Here is a 15,874-nt window from a genome sequence, read left to right on the forward strand (position 1 = left end):
TGTGCTAATATCGCACATTGATGTGCGTTATATACAGAGCTTCGCTCTCGCGTGAGGGTCTGTCAAGGCCGTGACGGGTTCGCAGACGCTGGCCAGGGGGCTGACTGCGCTGCAGATGGTGGCGGAGTCCCCGGGCGGGCTCACCGTGCAACAGCTCGCCGACCAAGTCGGCGTGCATCGCACCATCGCCTATCGATTGCTTACGACGCTGGCCGAGTTCCGGTTGGTGGCCAAAGGGGAGGACGGGCGCTACCGACCCGCGGCCGGCCTCGCCGTGCTCGGTGCGTCGTTCGACCGCAACGTCCGCCAACTCAGCCTGCCGACGCTGCGCGCGCTGGCCGACGAGCTCGGCACCACCGTGTCGTTGCTCGTCGCCGAGGGCGACCAGCAGGTGGCGGTCGCGGTGATCGTGCCGAGCCATGTCGCCTACCAGCTCGCGTTTCACGAAGGAAGTCGATACCCGCTCAACCGCGGCGCGGCCGGGATCGCCTTGCTCGCGAGCATGCCTCCGCGCCCGGGAGAACGCGATTTGGTCGTCCGCGCGCGCAAGCGCGGCTGGGTGACGACGTACGGGGAGATCGAACCGAATACCTACGGGCTGGCCGTGCCGGTCGAACGTCAAGCGCCATCCCCGCCAACGTGCATCAACCTCATCTCCCACCGTGAAGACGTCGTGCTGCGCGGCAAGGATGCGGTCGTCAAGGCCGCGAAGCAGTTGTCCGGGCTCCTGAGCTGAAGGGATGGCAGTCCATGTCTTGGGACCATGAAGTCGACGTCGTCGTGCTCGGCAGCGGCGGCGCCGGGCTCACCGCCGCGCTGACCGCGGCGGTCGCCGGCGCCTCGGTGGAGGTCTTCGAGAAGGCCCCGACCGTCGGCGGGACCACCGCGGTGTCGGGTGGCATCGCGTGGATCCCCGCCCACAACCGTTGCCCTGACGGGGAATTGACGGTGGCGGACGCCTTGCGATACCTGCGCGCGCAGTCCCTGGGCTCGATGGACGATGCCCTGGTCGAAACGTTCGTGCGCACCGGCCCCGCGATGCTCGACTTCGTCGAGGCCCACAGCGGTTTGCGCTTTGAGATCGCGACCGGCTTCCCCGATTACCGGCCGGAGTTGCCGGGCGGACGGCCGACCGGGGGCCGATCGCTCAGCGCGGCGCCCTTCGATCTGACCGAGTTGGGCGAGTGGGCTACGCGCATCACGTCGTTTCCCGCCGATTGGTCCAACGTCGGTTTCGACGCCGAGACCAGGGCCCGCCTGCACGCGGCGGTGGATGAAGGCGATCTCTGCGTCGCCGGCACCGCCCTGATCGCGGGGCTGCTCAAGGGTTTGCTCGACGCCGGGGTGAGGCCACGGGTGAACGCGCGGGCCGACCAACTCGTTGCCGAGGCCGGCGAAATCACCGGGGTGCGAGTGGTTTTGGCGGATCGGAGCGTGAGCGTGCGCGCTCGCCGCGGAGTCATCCTGGGCACCGGCGGCTTCGAATGGGATCCCGTTCTGGTGCAAGCCTTTCTGCGCGGCCCGATGCACGGCGCTGTCTCGCCGCCGAATAACACGGGCGACGGGCTGCGCATGGCGATGGCACACGGCGCCGACCTGGCCAACATGGGCGAAGCCTGGTGGGTGCCGATCGTACGGATCCCCGGCGACACGATCGACGGCAAGCAGCGCAGCCGTAGCGTCCGTCTGGAACGAACCCGGCCGAGGAGCATCATCGTCAACTCGGCCGGGCGGCGATTCGTCAACGAGGCATGCGATTACAACTCGATGGCCGGCGCTTTCCATTACCTTGACCCGCGCGGCGGGTATGTCAACGATCGCGGGTGGATGGTCTTCGATTCAGTTCACTTGCAGCGCTATGGATTTCTGGGTATCGAACCCGGGCAACCCGTCCCGGACTGGTTCTGCGAGTCGGCGGACCTTACCGAGTTGGCCGCCAAGACCGGCATCGACACCGGCGGCCTCACCCGCACCATCCGGGACTGGAACCGTCACGTGGCCGCCGGCGCCGACCCTGAGTTCGGCCGCGGTTCCAGCGCATACGACGGGTATTGGGGCGACGACAGCGCCATCACCCTCGCCGGGAAGACGCTTGGCCCGATCGACGCCGCTCCCTATTACGCGGTGCCAGTGTGCATCGGCGCGATGGGCACCAAGGGCGGACCACGCACCGACCATGACGGCCGCGTCCTCCACGTCGGCGGTGAGCCGATACCGGGCCTCTTCGCCGCCGGCAACGCCATGGCCGGTGTGACCGGACGGGCCTACGGCGGTGCCGGCGGAACAATCGGTCCGGCAATGGTTTTCGGCTACCGCGCTGGTCATGCTGCGGCGACGGGGAAGTCGGTTGACTTGAAGTAGGGAGTCGCGGCCGGACAGCGAGCTCCGCACAGACGTGGGCGCCGACGAGAGGGTGGAAAGACGAACGCTCCGTCGTCTACGTCCGCGCTAACGCGGTTGAGCGCCACTGGTACGCGTCGGCAGCCGAGTTTGCCGGTCTGGTGGTGCACCATGGGTGTATGGCGTTCCTCCTGTGGGACCAGCACACCTGTCTGCCATTACAGACGGACGCCGACGTCGACCCATTGGCGCGCTACCGGCGTCGCGCCGGCGCATTTGTGTCGATCAACGCGGGGTATTCGCCCCAGAGCTTCGATGACGCGGTAGCGCTGCTGCAGCATTACCGGGCCGGGGTGGATGCCCACCCAGACATGGACTTGGCGGACGACCTCGACGATGTCGATGCGATTACGCGGGCGGGCCGCATTGCGGTGGCGTTCGACCTAGAAGATTCCGGTCCCCTCGACGATGATCTCGATAATCTGGCCACCTTCGCGGGCCTCGGCGTGCGGACGCTGCTGCCGACGTATAACCATGCCAACCGCGCCGGCAGCGGCTGTCTGGACGCTGTCGATGGCGGCCTCACGGACTGGGGCCGCGAAATCGTTGCCGAGATGAACCACCTGGGTATCGTTCCCGACGGATCCCACTGCAGTGCCCGCACCGGGCTCGACATGTGTGAGGTCTCCAGCGGCCCAGTCATTTACAGCCACTCCTGCATGCGTGCGGTATGGGATCACCCGCGTAACATCACCGACGACCAGGCCCGGGCCTGCGCCGCTACCGGCGGCGTTATCGGGATCACCGGCGTCGGCATCTTCCTGGGACCCAACACCCCCACGCTGGACGCGATGCAACGGCATTTGGAATACGCCGTCGAACTCCTCGGCATCGACCATGTCGGTGTCAGCACGGATTTCTCATTCGACTTTGCTGATTTCAACGATGAACTCGCGTGCAACCCTCACCTGTTCGACGACAGCTACACCCGCTGGGGACCGATCCAGTGGATGACGCCCGAAACCTTCCTGGGGCTCGGCGACTACCTCCGCCGGCGCGGCTGGTGCATTCCCGACGTCCAAGCCGTCCTCGGCGGGAACTTCTATCGAGTCGCCCAACAGGCGTGGCGCGCCTAGGACTCGGATGGCTGGCTGAACGCGCCGGTGATGGCTGCCATATCGAAGTAGTCGCGCCACGCGACGATCCGGTCGTCCTGCACCTCGAAGACGCCCATCACCGGCAAAGGGATCGTCCCGCCGCCCTTGCGGCGCATCACGTCGGTGCGTTCGTTCATCACCAATGTGCCGTCGCTGACCTGCCGGTGCACATTGAAGTCGATCCCGTCGAATGCGGCGACGAATCCCGAGATGAATTCTCTTATCGCTTCACGGCCTTGTACCGGCGCCATCGGGATGTTGTGGTAGACGGCGTCTTCGGTGAAATAACTCGCTATCTCGTCCGGATTGGGGGATGCCCACCTCTTGCAGAATTCGGTTACCAGCTCATCGGCAGAACGTGTCATGTCTTCATGCAACACACTGATAACGAGCAAATCAAGAGGCGTGGAGCCCGACCGTTTCCTACTCAGACGTAGGAGACAGCAGCTTTTCGGCCGCCGTATAGGGATCGTCGCGGCCGTCGACCACCGCCTCGGCGAGCTTGTCGAGATCCGGCCGGGTCCGTAGCCGGGTTTGCGCCAACGACAGGATCTGCGCCCGGGCCCGCGCTAGCCGGCGAGCGCGGCTGTCGGTGCGGTGGTGATCGTCGATGGCGGCCACCAGATCGGCGACGCCCTCGCCCCGGGCGGCGACGAGACTGATGATCGGGGCGTTGGTTTCGGCGCGCAGATCCCGCACGGTCTGTTCGGCACCGTCGCGGTCGGCCTTGTTGACCGCCACGATGTCGGCGACTTCCAGCACACCGGCTTTGGCGGCCTGCACCGCGTCGCCCGCCCCCGGATTGAGGATCACGATGGTCGGGTCGGCGACCGCGGCGATCTCGATCTCGGACTGCCCCACCCCCACCGTCTCCAGCAGGACCACGTCGTAACCGATCGCGCCCAGCAGTCGGATGGCGGCCGGAACCGCGGCGGACAGGCCCCCGAGATGGCCGCGCGTTGCCACCGAACGGATCAGGACATCAGAGTCGTTGATATGCGCGGTCATTCGAATTCGATCGCCCAACAGCGCGCCGCCACTGAACGGCGACGACGGATCCACGGCCAGCACCGCCACCCGGCACCCACGCCCCCGGTAGGCGCCGACCAGGGCGGCGACCGTCGTCGACTTACCCGCTCCCGGTGGCCCGGTAACACCGATGACACTTACCTTGAGCGCTGTTGCCGGCGCGATACTCGCCAGCACCTCGTCACGCCGCTCCCCCTCCACCAGACTGAGCAGCCGACCCGCCGCGCGCTGAGATCCGTTGCGCGCGCCCGCAATCAGGTCGGCGATACTCATTTAGGACGCCGGTACCTCGATGACCGTCGCTGAGCCCATTCCGCCGCCCGCGCACATGGCCGCGACCCCGATTCCGCCGCCACGTCGGCGCAATTCGTGCACCAAGGTGACCAGCATCCTGGCTCCGGTTGCCGCCACCGGATGCCCCAGGGAACAGCCGCTGCCGCTGACGTTGACCGTGTCGGGATCCAGGTCGAGCAGCTTGATGGTGGCCACACACATCGCCGCGAACGCCTCGTTGATTTCGAATAGGTCCACATCGTCGATCGAAAGCCCAGCGCGCACAAGGGCTTTGGGGATAGCTTCCAACGGCGCCAGGCCGGTGATCGCCGGGTCGACACCGACGGACGCCCACGACCGTACGGTGGCCAGCGCGGGCAGGCCCAGCGTGTCGCTCGCGATGGTCAGCACGGCCGCACCGTCGTTGGCGCCGCAGGCGTTGCCGGCGGTAATGGAGAAGCCCTCGATTTCCGGATGCAGCGGCTTGAGTGCGGCCAACTTCTCCATGCTGGTGTCACGGCGCGGGTGCTCGTCGACCGAGAACAGCCCATGCGGCGTCTCGATGGGAACGATCTCGTCTTTGAAGCGGCCTTCGTCGATCGCGGCGATCGCGTTGCGGTGGGAGCGCAGCGCCCACGCGTCCATCTCCTCGCGACTCACGCCCGCTTTGACCGCGGCGTTCCAGCCCACGGTGATCGACATGTCGAGGTTCGGTGCGTCGGGCCGGTCCGGGTGGGTCGGCGGGAACCAGTCGACCCACTCGCCGTCCACTTGCATCCGTGATCGCGGCGACGTGGACGCGGAGTTGGCACCGCCGGCGATGACGAGCCGATCCATTCCCGCGCGCACGCTTGCCGCAGCGCTCTGCACCGCCGCCTGCCCCGCCGCGCAGTGCCGGTTGTTGGCGAGCCCCGGCACGTGGGGCAGACCCGCCGTGATGGCCGCATGGCGGGCGATCACGCCGCCGCCATACAGACCCTCGCCCAGGATCACGTCGTCGACCTGTGCCGGGTCCAGCTCCTTGGCCGCCTCGGCGACTACGTGGTGCGCAAGGTCGAACGCACTGGTGTCGCGCAGCGTTCCCTTCCGGGCGGTGCCGATAGGGGTGCGCAGGGCGGACACGATAACGGCTTCGGGCACAGGTTTTCTCCAGTTCGGCGAGCATATCGGCGAGAACACCATTCTCGCATTCCGAGAGTAGGAGTTGCAAGGAGGGCCGCCGATGGCTCGCGAGCAGACGCAGAATCGCATGATTTGCGCGCAAATCATGCGATTCTGCGTCTGCTCGCCAACGTGGTTGGCTGGTGGCATGACTCAGCCGGAGGGAATGATCGCGGTCCCGGGCGGACGTGTCTGGTTTAAGCGGGTTGGTGGGGGGCCTGGCCTCCCGCTGCTGGTGGTGCATGGCGGGCCGGGATTACCGCACAACTACCTGCGCTCGCTGGAGCGATTGGCCGACGAGCGCGGGGTCATTTTCTGGGATCAGCTGGGCTGCGGGAATTCCGAACGCCCCTCAAACACCGAACTTTGGACGATGCAACGCTCGGTGGCCGAAATGGAGACCGTGATAAAGACGTTGGGCCTGAACCGGTTTCACATATTCGGCAACTCGTGGGGCGGGATGCTGGCACAGCAGTACGTGCTTGACGTGACATCCGGAACCGCCAGCCTGACCATCTCGAACAGCATCGCGTCCATACCGCAATTCTCGGACATGGTGGTCCGCTTGAAATCCGACCTCGACCCGGCGACACAATCCGCCATCGACCGTCATGAAGCGGCCGGCACGACCCGCTCGCCCGAATACCAGGCCGCCATCCGCACCTGGAACGAAACCTACCTTTGCCGCGTTCGTCCTTGGCCCGCAGAGCTTTTGGATGCCTTCAGAAATTCGGGCAGCGAGATCTTCGAGACGATGTTCGGCCCCAGCGACTTTCACATCGTCGGGACCATCCGGCACTGGGACGTGTTCGACCGGCTAACCGAGATCGCGCTGCCGACGCTGGTGCTGGCGGGCAGGTTCGACGAATGCGTGCCGGAACACGCGTGGGAAATCCACCGGCGCGTACCGGGCTCGCGGTTCGAGTTGTTCGAGTCGAGCGCTCACATGCCTTTCATCGAGGAGCCCGCGCGTTTCGACCAGGTGATGCGTGAGTTCCTGAGGCTCCACGACCGATCGGGAGATCTACACGTCAGTTCTTGCCCGCCGCCAGCTTGGTGATGATCGACCGGAAGTCGTCGGTGGTAAACGACTGGTGCTCGGCCGAAAGCGCGTAGTCCAGGCTGGCGAGGACCGCGCGCTCCAGATGGATGTTGAGCACGCGCTTGGTGCTCTCGACGGCCTGCTGGGGCAGCTCCATGATCCGCTTAGCGCAGGCGATCGCCTCGGCGAGGGGGTCGGCGACCATGTGGTTGGCCAAGCCGAGTTCGACGGCCCGCTCGGCGCGAATTCGCGTGCCGGTCAGCGCATACTCCTTGGCCAGCAGCAGGCTGATGTGCAGCGGCCAGGTCAGCGGTCCGCCGTCGGCGGCGACCAGCCCCACCTGCACATGCGGGTCGGCGAGATAGGCGTCTTCGGCGATGTAGACGATGTCGCTCAGCGCGACCAGGCTGCAGCCCAGCCCGACGGCCGGGCCATTGACCGCCGCCACCACGGGAATTCGACACCGCGCCATGCCCAGCACGATCTCGCGGCCGTCTCGAATGGTCTTGGCGCGCAGGTCGGCATCGGCCGCCAATTGGGCGAGATACGTGAAATCGCCGCCCGCCGAAAATGCCCGGCCGGCCCCGGTGAGCACCGCGGCACGGGCCACGGGGTCGTCGCTGAGTCGTTGCCACAGCCGCGCGAGTCCGACGTGCAGGTTGTCGTTGACCGAGTTGAGCGAGTCGGGCCGGTTCAGGGTGATGATCCGCAGGGCCCCGTCGGCACGGACGTCAATTTCAACAGGCATGTCGTACACGTCAGGCTCCCAATCCCAAGATGCGCGAAGCGATGATGTTCTTCTGAATCTGTGATGTGCCGCCCATCACGCTCTGCGCGCGGCTGTACAGGTAGGCGCTGAGCAGGTCCGGATCGCGGGTCCCTCCGATCGCGAGTGCGGCGTGCCCGACGGATTGCTCGACCCAGGTCATCAGCAGCTTGTCGAGCGACCCTTCGGGCCCGTGCGACACCCCGTCCAGCTGCTCGGAGAGCCGCCGCCGGACGTGATGCGTCAGCATTTCCGACTGAACCGCAGCCCAGGCGAGCTCTTCGGTGACCGGAGGGTCGGTGCGCGCGAACAGGCTTCGGACGAGCTTGCCGTATCGGGCCGCATAGCCGAGCGTGGAGGGTTCGCGCTCGTGTCCGACGACGGTCATGGCCACGGCCCAGCCTTCACCGGGAGCACCGACCATCCGGTCCGCCGGAACCTTGGCGCCGTCGAAAAACACCTGCCCGAATTCGTTGGTGACCCCGTTCATCATGCGCAGCGGGCGCTGTTGCACACCAGGCTGTTTCATTTCGAGCACGAACGCCGACAGGCCACGGTGACGCTTGGCGTCGGGGTCGGTGCGGGCCAGCAGTAGACACCAGTCGGCGACATCGGAGTAGCTCGTCCAGATCTTGTGTCCGTGCACCACATAGGTGTCGCCCTCACGGGTGGCGGTGGTGGTCAGCGACGCCAGATCCGAACCGGCGCCGGGCTCACTGAAGCCCTGGCACCACCGCTCGGTGCCGTTGATGATGCCGGGCAGGAACCGTTTCCGCAGTTGGTCGTTGGCGTGCCTGCCGATCCCATAGACCAGGTAGCCCACGCTGGGGCGCGGTGGAGCGCCGGCACGTGCCAGCTCTTCGTCCACGATGACGTCATACACCGGCGGCAACTCCTGGCCGCCATAATCGCGGGGCCACGACAGCCCGAAGAAGCCCCCCTCGTAGAGGGCCCGATGCCACTGGGCCTGGCGGGCCCAGTATTCGTCACCGGAGCTGGGAAAGTCCTTGGCGTGCAATGCGAGCCAGCTTCGCAGGCGCTCCCGAAAGGCGGCCTCGTCGGGTGAGTCACGAAAGTCCAAAGTCGATCTCCTTCAGCGTTACGGGCCACAGTTCGGTCGATGTCAGCGCGCGGCGCAAATAGACGTGAACCACGCAGTCCCAGGTGTTGCCGATGCCGCCGTGCACCTGCACGGCCGTCTCGCAGACGGTGCGGGTGGCGCGGGCGCAGTAAACCTTCGCGATTTGGGCGGCCCGAATGGCTTCGGGCGGCGCCAGTTCGTCGACCGCCCAGGCGGCATGGCGCAGCACGCTCACCGAACCTTCGATCAGCGCAAGGCTTTCGGCCAACAGGTGCGCGACGGCTTGATAGGATCCTATCGATTTGCCGTACTGCTCACGGATTTTCGCGTAGTCGCAGGCGACGGCGTGCGCTCCCCGGGCGATGCCGACCAGGTCCGCCGCCGTGGCGACCAGCGCGAGTGCGCGCCACCGCGCGGCCACGTCGGAGGACACCTCGCCCAGAGTCACCGGCGATCCCGCCATGCCCGCCTCGACCCGGGTCAAGTCGGCGCCGGTGCGGCCGGCGCCCACGTCCGTCGCCAGGATCGCGCCGCCGGAGAGCAGCAGGGCGCGCTGGGCGCCCCGAGCGTCGATCACCCGGTCGTCGACGGCCACCGTCCATCGCCGCGCATCGGCATCGATGTGGCGGGCCAGATCGTCGGCGAGCACCGGCCCGAGAAACGGTGCGTCGACAAGCCGGCGCCCGAATTCCTCGGCGACAATGGCGACTTCGACGCCGGAGGCCCCGTCGGAACGCAGCGAGCGCCAACCCGTCGTCTCAATCTGCTTGTCCAGACGCGCGATTCGACTCCGGTCATCGAGATCCTGAACCGCTCCCGGCCCAAGATCGTCGGCCAGCTTGCCGGCGGCGTCACGCAATAGCCGCTGTTCAGCCGTCAGGCGTACATCCATAGCGCTCCTTCAGTACTCGGCGCAGCACCTTGCCCGAGGGCAGGCGCGGAATATCGTCCACGAACACGACGCGGGTCAGGTGTTTATAGGACGCTAGCCTCTGGTCCACCCGGACGGTGAGATCGGCGGCGTCGACCGGACCGCGCGTCGCGACGGCGGCGACGATCGCTTCGCCGTTGATGCCATCGGGAACGCCGAACACCGCGCAGTCCTTGACGGCCGGGTGCCCGTGCAGCACGGTCTCGATTTCGGCTGGCGCAACTTGGAAACCGCGCACTTTGATCATCTCTTTGAGGCGGTCGGTGATCTGCAGCCAACCGTCGGCATCGAGCCAACCGACATCCCCGGTCCGGTACCAGCCGTCGCAGACCGCCTCGGCGGTCGCCGCGGCCGGCACGTAGCCGGCCATCAGCGACATGGACCGGGCCTGGACCTCGCCGACCTCGCCCGGACGGACCGGCTCGCCGGTCTCCGGCGAGACCACCCGTAGGTCCACACCGGGCACCGGACGTCCGACGGAGTCGAGCCGGGCACCCTTAAGCGGATTACAGGTGATGACGGGCAGTTCCGTGGTGCCGTAGGCGGGGACCCAGCCCACGCCGGCGCGCCGGGTCACGGTCTCGGCGACGCCGGGGTTGACCGGAGTCGCCCCCCACATGATGAAGCGCAGCGACGACAGATCGTACGACTCGAGCGCGGGGTGCGAGGCGATGGCCAGCGCGATGGGCGCGACCGCCATTTCGACTGTGACACGGTCGTTTTCGATGTGATACAGCATACGGTCGATGTCGAATCGCGGGTGCAGCCGCATCCAGGCGCCGGTCCGTAGCGCCGTGAGGACGTTGAGCAGGCCGAGGATGTGTGACGGCGGCGTGGCGACTTGTATCCGGTCCCGGCGCGTCAGCCCCAGCGCGTTGCGCCAGTGCCCCACGGCTTCATCCAGCGACGCGTGGGTGTGCCGGACGGCCTTCGGCAGACCGGTGGTGCCGGAACTGAACACCAGCGCCGCGTCGGCCCGCGGGGCCGGCGCGCAAAAGATTGGTTCCCCGGGAGTGATCGGTTCGTCCAGGTGCAGCATCGGCATCAGCCCGGCCAGCACCGGGTGGTCCCCGACGGCGTGCGACGGGCCGGTCAGCGCAAGCGCGTGGTCGACCTCGTCGCGCTTCCACGCGGGACTGATGAGCACCGCCGCGGCACCCAGCCGCCAGATCCCCAGCAAGGCGACCACGAATTCCGGCCGGGTGGATGCCATGACCGCCACCCGCTGACCCGCGGTGACACCGTTCTTGATCAGGGTCGCGGCCAGCCCGTCGGCCAACGCGTCGAGCTGAGGCAGGCTGAATCGCCGTTCCTCGAACACGAGCGCGGCCGGCTCGGTCACGTCCCGTTCCTTCCCGGCGTTCAATCCGCGCAGCCTTGAGAAGACCCTATCGTTCTGTGAGAATAGTATTCTCTATACTGAAGAATACAAGTACGGGAGGGGCGGCCATGGCGGCGGTCACCGCGATCATCGAGGAGACTCCACGGGTGACAGATCCCGCACCAAATGGTGGCACGGTGACGATCTACCTGGACCGCAAGAGAGCGTCGGTGCCATTGGTTGCGGGCGAGACCCTGTTGGAGAGCGCACGGCGGGCCGGCCTGGATCCGCCGTTCAACTGCGAGGCCGGCAATTGCGGCACCTGCATGGCCAGGCTCGTCGAGGGCCACGCGACCATGCGGGTCAACGACGCTCTCGACGACGACGAAGTGGCCGACGGCTACATTCTGACGTGCCAGGGCGTACCCGACACCGCTTCGGTCACGGTGCGCTACGAGTAATCACGCGAGAGGCGGCTTAAGGTATCCAAGATGGCCAAGGGCATCATCCTCGTGGAGAGTCGACCCAGTTCGCCGGATCGCGACGAGGAGTACAACACCTGGTACGACGAAGTCCACTTGGGTGAGCTCGTGACTCTCGACGGGTTCGTCTCGGCGCGCCGGCTGCGCCCGGTTGACGGTGATGGCCCGTATGTCGCCCTCTACGAGGTCGAGGGCGACGATCTTCAGGCCATCCTGGACAACATGCTCGCCAACGCCGGTCAACTACACATGTCCGACGCCCTGCAGCTGGATCCGCCGCCGATCATGCGTCTCCTCGAAGTGACAACCGAGTACGGCGGGTAGCCGCCTGGCGTCCTGGGCCGCGGCTACCACACCAGCCACATGCATCCCCGCATCGGTCAGGGCGCGTCGACTCGTATGCCTTATGTGAACCGGCTGCCCGTACGCCTTGGCGGCGATGCCCAGGGGATTGCCTTGGGCGACAACCACATTCACTGACCCACCGGACCCTCCCTCACTCGCCGAAGTAATGGCCTTCGTCGAGATCCTCGATCAGCCCGGTCCGTTCGGGATGCCAGTCAAGCACCTTCTGGGTCAGCGCATTCGACGTCGGGTTGTCCAAAGACGCGAACAACGACAGAAAGCCGAAGTGGCCGGCTTCTTCGCCGGGAATGCCGACCACCGGCACATCCAAATGGCGGCCGATGACACCGGCGATGTCACGGAACGGCACGCCCTCGTCGGCAACCCCGTGCAATCGCGTTCCCGCGGGGGCGTTTTCGAGAGCCAACCGGTACAGGTGGGCGGCGTCGAGCGTGTGGATGGCGGGCCAGCGGTTGGCGCCGTCGCCAATGTAGGCGGACACGCCCGTGGCGCGGGCGGTGTTGATCAGGTGGTGAGCGAAGCCGTGGTGGTCGAGGTTGCTGTGCACCAACGGCGCAAGCCGGATGACCGACGACCGAACGCCGCGCTCGGCCAGCGCGATCGCCGCGTTCTCCGAGTCGATCCGCGGTCCGCCGGGCAATGTGTCGTGTTCGGTCCCGATGCCGCCCTGCCCGACAAGTGCGAGGAGGAGTGTTCCCGAGGTGATGACGAAGGGCCGGCCGGAACCGACGAGCGCCTCCCCCATGGTCTCGACGGCGCGCAGGTCCGTCTCGGCGGCGCCCGCGTAGTCGTTGAAGTCGTGCTTGAAGGCGAGGTGGATGACGCCGTCGGACGCCGCGGCGGCGTCCCGCAGGCCGTCGAGGTCGTCGAGGTCGCCCCGGTGCGGCGTGGCGCCGGCGGCCGTCAGGGCGGCCGCGCCCTCGTCCGACCGAGCCAGGCCGGTGACGTGGTGCCCGGCTTCGAGGAGTTCGGTGACGACGGCGGAACCGATGTGCCCGGTCGCGCCAGTAACAAAGACGTGCATGGAAAGTCCTTCTTGGTCTTATTAGGCGGGTATGCCATCAAGTCAATGACGGCACCGGGAACGTGTCCAAGTCCTATTCCATATGACGCGATGCAATTCGGGTATCACAGCAGATAAACGGCCGGCATGGGCGCCTAGGCACCGGTTGCTGCAGCTACAGTTGGCGCATGACGGCGGTGGACCTCGATCTGCGGCTGGTGGGCTACTTCGTCGTGGTGGCCGAGCACCGGCACTTCGGCCGGGCAGCCGCCGCTCTGCGGGTCGCGCAGCCGTCCTTGAGCCGCCAGATCCGCCGGCTGGAGCAGCAGCTGGGCGTCCGCCTATTGGACCGCACGTCGCAGGGCACCCGGCTGACCGAGGCCGGCGAGGTGTTCCTGCCCCGGGCCAAGGCGCTGCTGCGCTCGGCCACCCAAGCTGCGGCGCAGGCCCGGGCCGCCGCCCAGCCGAGCCGCATCGTCATCGGCTACACGACGGGCCTGATCGTCACCCCGGCGGTGCGCGAGTTACGCCGCGAACACCCGGACGCCGACGTGCAAGCGTTGCACCTGGATTGGGACCAACCGCGTAATGCGCTGCTCGACCATCGGGTAGACGCGGTGGTCACCCGGCTGCCGTTTCCGACCGACCAGCTGCACGTGACGATCCTCTACGACGAGCCGCGGGTGCTGGTGGTGCCCGTCGACCATCGCCTGGCGGGCAGGGAATCGGTCACCCTCGACGACATCGCCGACGAACCGATGCCGCGGGTGCGTCATTCCGATCCGGCCTGGAGCGCCTTCTGGCGGATCGATCCCCGGCCCGACGGGCGCCGCGCGCCCGACGGCCCTTTCATCGACGCGCTCGAGGACAAGTTCGAACTCATCGCCGCCGGGCAGGCGGTGGCCATCACGGCCGGCTTTCGCGGCAACAGCCCGCGACCCGATATCACCGCGGTCCCTTTGGCAGGCGTCGAGCCGAGCCACGTCGTATTGGCGACTCGCGCCGGGGATCGCGGCCGCCTGGTGGCGGCGTTCCGCAAGCTCGCCGAAGCCCACCTCACCGGTCCCAGCTCCTGACGACGAACGTCGAGTTGTTGGTGGGATGGCGGTTTCTTACACCACCCGGAGGCGACTACTTTCGGGACGGAACGGATTCTCACCAGGATCGACGTAGCCAGCAATCCTGGCAGCCTGCTCATCGGAAAATCCTCGCGTTCGCAGCGCCTTGCCAATGTGGACTGGCAGGGCAGGCTTCTCGACCGGGATGAACTCGACGTCGGGCTCGTTGGTCTTCCACCCGCGTGCGTTCATCATCTTGTAGAACTTGGTGCGAGCGTCAGGGGTAACCAGGCCCATGCGGTAGGCCCGCTCCAACAACGCCTGCATTGACACGCCCCACTCACGCTTGAGGTCCCGCAATTTGCCGAGGTCAAGTCGACGTAGTTCGTGGCGGATCTCATCGGCGGGCATGAGGAATTCGGCGGCGAAGCGGTTGGCCTCATCTTCCATGCCCTCGGTTGGCACGTTGGAGTGTAGGACCAGGTGGCCAAGCTCGTGGGCCTTGGTCAACCGTCTCCGGTCAGGTGCGGAGTTGGCGTTGATCAGGATGACTGGGTGATCGTCGACCCATTGCGATAGGCCGTCGATGCGCTGGGTACCGAAGTCCTCCTCGAACACCAGGCAGCCCGCCGCCTCCATCCACCTTGTCAGGTTCACCACGGGCCCCATCGGCATACGCCATTGGGCACGCACCATCTTGGCGGCGTCCTCGGGGGTGGTGAACTCAGGGTCGAAGGCGGGGACGTGCTGTTCGCTAGCGATCGACACCTCCTCGAAGAGGAACGATGCATGGACCCGCAACAGGTTCAGGCGGGCCTCCATCTGGCGCCAAGCCGACGCTTTGGTGGTCGTTTGGCGCCGCATGTGCGCATCGACTGCGAGGGCACCCCGGAATCGGTTGCCATGCGTGAGCAACTCCTCGGTCACGCCGAGGACAGCGGCCAACTTGGTCAGCGTGTTCTTGTCCGGGTCACGGTCTCCTGATTCGTACCTGTTGATCGCCGGTTGCGTTACTCCGACCATTTCGGCCAGCTCAATCTGGGTGATTCCCCGCGCTTTTCGGGCGATCGTGAGCACATCTCCCAGTCCGGTCATTGGTCCTCTGATGCTTCTGACTCGGTCTCGTCGCCCAACTCACCTAAGTCGATAGAAGGCAGCGTCGGTTCGATTGGGGTCCAGGTCACGTTCACACCTTCGGCCGGCTCATCCAGCTCGACAGCCCAGATTACGTTATCCTTCCCGTCGCGCAGTGATAGGAGCGGAGCCTCAATTTCACGGGCCTCGGGATCCCACCGATAGCCGACCGCAATGCGGACTTCCTCCAGCCCTGGTAACGCGTATTGGCTGTCCTGCTACCAAAATTCGATGGCGGCTCGGTGGGATAGGTGCTGATCTTGTCTCCGGTGAGATGACGTTTGATGCGCAGTCGGCGATGGAGTCCGACCGCGATCTCGCGGGTGGGCCCCTTCTCAATGATCTTCGTTGCCGGGTCGCTCTCAATGGCGGCGACAAGACGCGCCCAGATCCTGTCGTGGATCACGTTGGACAGACAGCGACTATGCATGGTCGGAAACCAATCGGGCCGCCACTCACGCATGTCGCGTATGTCGCCGCGCGTACCCCTGACAGAGCTCACCAGAGCGGTAAGAAACTTGTCACCGCGCTCCGCCATAACCTCGTCATCGGTCGGATAAGGCTCTGAAAACAGACCGGAAAACATACCATCGGTGCCCGACAAGAGTGTGTTTTCGCAGCAAGATGCGCCGGGACGCATGCTCTGTGGTCCCGGCATCCCCACCACACCCGAGCCAGTAGTCGCCGGTGGTCTCGATATCGCGCATGCCGGAGACTGGGCCCCGTACCT

The 15,874-nt window shown here is 66.3% G+C and carries 16 protein-coding genes and 1 pseudogene; 7 read left to right on the forward strand and 10 right to left on the reverse strand.

The window, feature by feature from the left end; translation table 11 throughout:
* Window positions 1-70 precede the first annotated feature (70 nt).
* The 3 genes from K3U93_RS21225 to K3U93_RS21235 all read left to right on the forward strand — a co-directional run bounded on the left by K3U93_RS21225 (window position 71) and on the right by K3U93_RS21235 (window position 3,476).
* A complete protein-coding gene (locus K3U93_RS21225) occupies window positions 71-736 on the forward strand; it encodes an IclR family transcriptional regulator (RefSeq protein WP_083009868.1) in 666 nt (221 codons plus the stop codon).
* Window positions 737-750: 14 nt separating this feature from the next.
* Window positions 751-2,361 (forward strand): FAD-dependent oxidoreductase, encoded by a 1,611-nt coding sequence (locus K3U93_RS21230; protein WP_083009869.1) that lies wholly within the window; start codon window positions 751-753, stop codon window positions 2,359-2,361.
* A 158-nt stretch (window positions 2,362-2,519) separates the two neighbouring features.
* Window positions 2,520-3,476: a dipeptidase gene (locus K3U93_RS21235; RefSeq protein ID WP_071511137.1), complete on the forward strand. Its 957-nt coding sequence runs from the start codon at window positions 2,520-2,522 to the stop codon at window positions 3,474-3,476.
* Here K3U93_RS21235 and K3U93_RS21240 read toward each other — a convergent pair.
* From K3U93_RS21240 to K3U93_RS21250, 3 genes are read right to left on the reverse strand one after another with little or no spacing between them, the layout of a single operon-like run.
* Window positions 3,473-3,862, reverse strand: a complete 390-nt coding sequence (locus K3U93_RS21240) for a nuclear transport factor 2 family protein (protein ID WP_071511136.1) — start codon at window positions 3,860-3,862, stop codon at window positions 3,473-3,475. The two genes, K3U93_RS21235 and K3U93_RS21240, sit on opposite strands and share 4 nt — an antisense overlap.
* Before the next feature lie 58 nt (window positions 3,863-3,920).
* Window positions 3,921-4,799, reverse strand: coding sequence for a methylmalonyl Co-A mutase-associated GTPase MeaB (gene meaB, locus K3U93_RS21245; RefSeq protein ID WP_083009870.1), 879 nt, complete (start codon window positions 4,797-4,799; stop codon window positions 3,921-3,923).
* A complete protein-coding gene (locus K3U93_RS21250; protein ID WP_083009871.1) occupies window positions 4,800-5,939 on the reverse strand; it encodes a thiolase family protein in 1,140 nt (379 codons plus the stop codon).
* Window positions 5,940-6,108: 169 nt separating this feature from the next.
* On the opposite strand from K3U93_RS21250, the gene K3U93_RS21255 reads away from it, so the two are divergent.
* Window positions 6,109-7,020, forward strand: a complete 912-nt coding sequence (locus K3U93_RS21255; protein ID WP_230981713.1) for a proline iminopeptidase-family hydrolase — start codon at window positions 6,109-6,111, stop codon at window positions 7,018-7,020.
* Here K3U93_RS21255 and K3U93_RS21260 read toward each other — a convergent pair.
* The 4 genes from K3U93_RS21260 to K3U93_RS21275 are packed head-to-tail and all read right to left on the reverse strand — an operon-like array spanning window position 6,992 to window position 11,122.
* Window positions 6,992-7,759, reverse strand: a complete 768-nt coding sequence (locus tag K3U93_RS21260) for an enoyl-CoA hydratase/isomerase family protein (RefSeq protein ID WP_083009873.1) — start codon at window positions 7,757-7,759, stop codon at window positions 6,992-6,994. The genes K3U93_RS21255 and K3U93_RS21260 overlap by 29 nt on opposite strands.
* A gap of 1 nt (window position 7,760) precedes the next feature.
* Window positions 7,761-8,849, reverse strand: coding sequence for an acyl-CoA dehydrogenase family protein (locus K3U93_RS21265; RefSeq protein ID WP_071511131.1), 1,089 nt, complete (start codon window positions 8,847-8,849; stop codon window positions 7,761-7,763).
* A complete protein-coding gene (locus K3U93_RS21270) occupies window positions 8,836-9,741 on the reverse strand; it encodes an acyl-CoA dehydrogenase family protein (RefSeq protein ID WP_083009874.1) in 906 nt (301 codons plus the stop codon). The genes K3U93_RS21265 and K3U93_RS21270 overlap by 14 nt, the downstream gene beginning before the upstream one ends.
* Window positions 9,719-11,122 carry a class I adenylate-forming enzyme family protein gene (locus K3U93_RS21275; protein WP_083009942.1) on the reverse strand — a complete coding sequence of 468 codons (1,404 nt, stop codon included), beginning with the start codon at window positions 11,120-11,122 and terminating at the stop codon, window positions 9,719-9,721. Before K3U93_RS21275 ends, K3U93_RS21270 begins: the two co-directional genes overlap by 23 nt.
* Window positions 11,123-11,229: 107 nt before the next feature.
* Here K3U93_RS21275 and K3U93_RS21280 point away from each other — a divergent pair, with 107 nt between their 5' ends.
* Together K3U93_RS21280 and K3U93_RS21285 are read left to right on the forward strand one after the other, a co-directional pair.
* The gene (locus tag K3U93_RS21280) at window positions 11,230-11,562 is read left to right on the forward strand and encodes a 2Fe-2S iron-sulfur cluster-binding protein (protein WP_083009875.1); all 333 of its coding nucleotides are present in this window, start codon (window positions 11,230-11,232) and stop codon (window positions 11,560-11,562) included.
* A gap of 30 nt (window positions 11,563-11,592) precedes the next feature.
* A complete protein-coding gene (locus K3U93_RS21285; protein ID WP_071511128.1) occupies window positions 11,593-11,907 on the forward strand; it encodes a DUF4286 family protein in 315 nt (104 codons plus the stop codon).
* A gap of 172 nt (window positions 11,908-12,079) precedes the next feature.
* On the opposite strand, the gene K3U93_RS21290 is transcribed toward K3U93_RS21285, so the two are convergent.
* Window positions 12,080-12,973 carry an SDR family oxidoreductase gene (locus tag K3U93_RS21290; RefSeq protein WP_083009876.1) on the reverse strand — a complete coding sequence of 298 codons (894 nt, stop codon included), beginning with the start codon at window positions 12,971-12,973 and terminating at the stop codon, window positions 12,080-12,082.
* A gap of 167 nt (window positions 12,974-13,140) precedes the next feature.
* Here K3U93_RS21290 and K3U93_RS21295 point away from each other — a divergent pair, with 167 nt between their 5' ends.
* Complete coding sequence (locus tag K3U93_RS21295) at window positions 13,141-14,028, forward strand: LysR family transcriptional regulator (protein ID WP_083009877.1); 888 nt, start codon at window positions 13,141-13,143, stop codon at window positions 14,026-14,028.
* 36 nt (window positions 14,029-14,064) lie between these two features.
* Here K3U93_RS21295 and K3U93_RS21300 read toward each other — a convergent pair whose 3' ends face one another.
* Window positions 14,065-15,105 carry a helix-turn-helix domain-containing protein gene (locus K3U93_RS21300; RefSeq protein ID WP_071511125.1) on the reverse strand — a complete coding sequence of 347 codons (1,041 nt, stop codon included), beginning with the start codon at window positions 15,103-15,105 and terminating at the stop codon, window positions 14,065-14,067.
* Window positions 15,102-15,682, reverse strand: a pseudogene (locus K3U93_RS21305) (hypothetical protein). Before K3U93_RS21305 ends, K3U93_RS21300 begins: the two are co-directional and overlap by 4 nt.
* Window positions 15,683-15,874 lie beyond the last annotated feature (192 nt).

This window comes from Mycobacterium malmoense (assembly GCF_019645855.1).
GTDB lineage: Bacteria > Actinomycetota > Actinomycetes > Mycobacteriales > Mycobacteriaceae > Mycobacterium > Mycobacterium malmoense.

Excerpts from the sequence above, each read along its gene's own strand:
- K3U93_RS21235 (WP_071511137.1), top strand. The coding sequence starts at position 2,520 with ATGGCGTTCCTCCTGTGGGACCAGCACACCTGTCTGCCATTACAGACG.
- K3U93_RS21295 (WP_083009877.1), top strand. The coding sequence starts at position 13,141 with ATGACGGCGGTGGACCTCGATCTGCGGCTGGTGGGCTACTTCGTCGTG.
- K3U93_RS21240 (WP_071511136.1), bottom strand. The coding sequence starts at position 3,862 with ATGACACGTTCTGCCGATGAGCTGGTAACCGAATTCTGCAAGAGGTGG.
- K3U93_RS21300 (WP_071511125.1), bottom strand. The coding sequence starts at position 15,105 with ATGACCGGACTGGGAGATGTGCTCACGATCGCCCGAAAAGCGCGGGGA.
- K3U93_RS21230 (WP_083009869.1), top strand. The coding sequence starts at position 751 with ATGTCTTGGGACCATGAAGTCGACGTCGTCGTGCTCGGCAGCGGCGGC.
- meaB (WP_083009870.1), bottom strand. The coding sequence starts at position 4,799 with ATGAGTATCGCCGACCTGATTGCGGGCGCGCGCAACGGATCTCAGCGC.
- K3U93_RS21255 (WP_230981713.1), top strand. The coding sequence starts at position 6,109 with ATGACTCAGCCGGAGGGAATGATCGCGGTCCCGGGCGGACGTGTCTGG.
- K3U93_RS21285 (WP_071511128.1), top strand. The coding sequence starts at position 11,593 with ATGGCCAAGGGCATCATCCTCGTGGAGAGTCGACCCAGTTCGCCGGAT.
- K3U93_RS21280 (WP_083009875.1), top strand. The coding sequence starts at position 11,230 with ATGGCGGCGGTCACCGCGATCATCGAGGAGACTCCACGGGTGACAGAT.
- K3U93_RS21290 (WP_083009876.1), bottom strand. The coding sequence starts at position 12,973 with ATGCACGTCTTTGTTACTGGCGCGACCGGGCACATCGGTTCCGCCGTC.
- K3U93_RS21270 (WP_083009874.1), bottom strand. The coding sequence starts at position 9,741 with ATGGATGTACGCCTGACGGCTGAACAGCGGCTATTGCGTGACGCCGCC.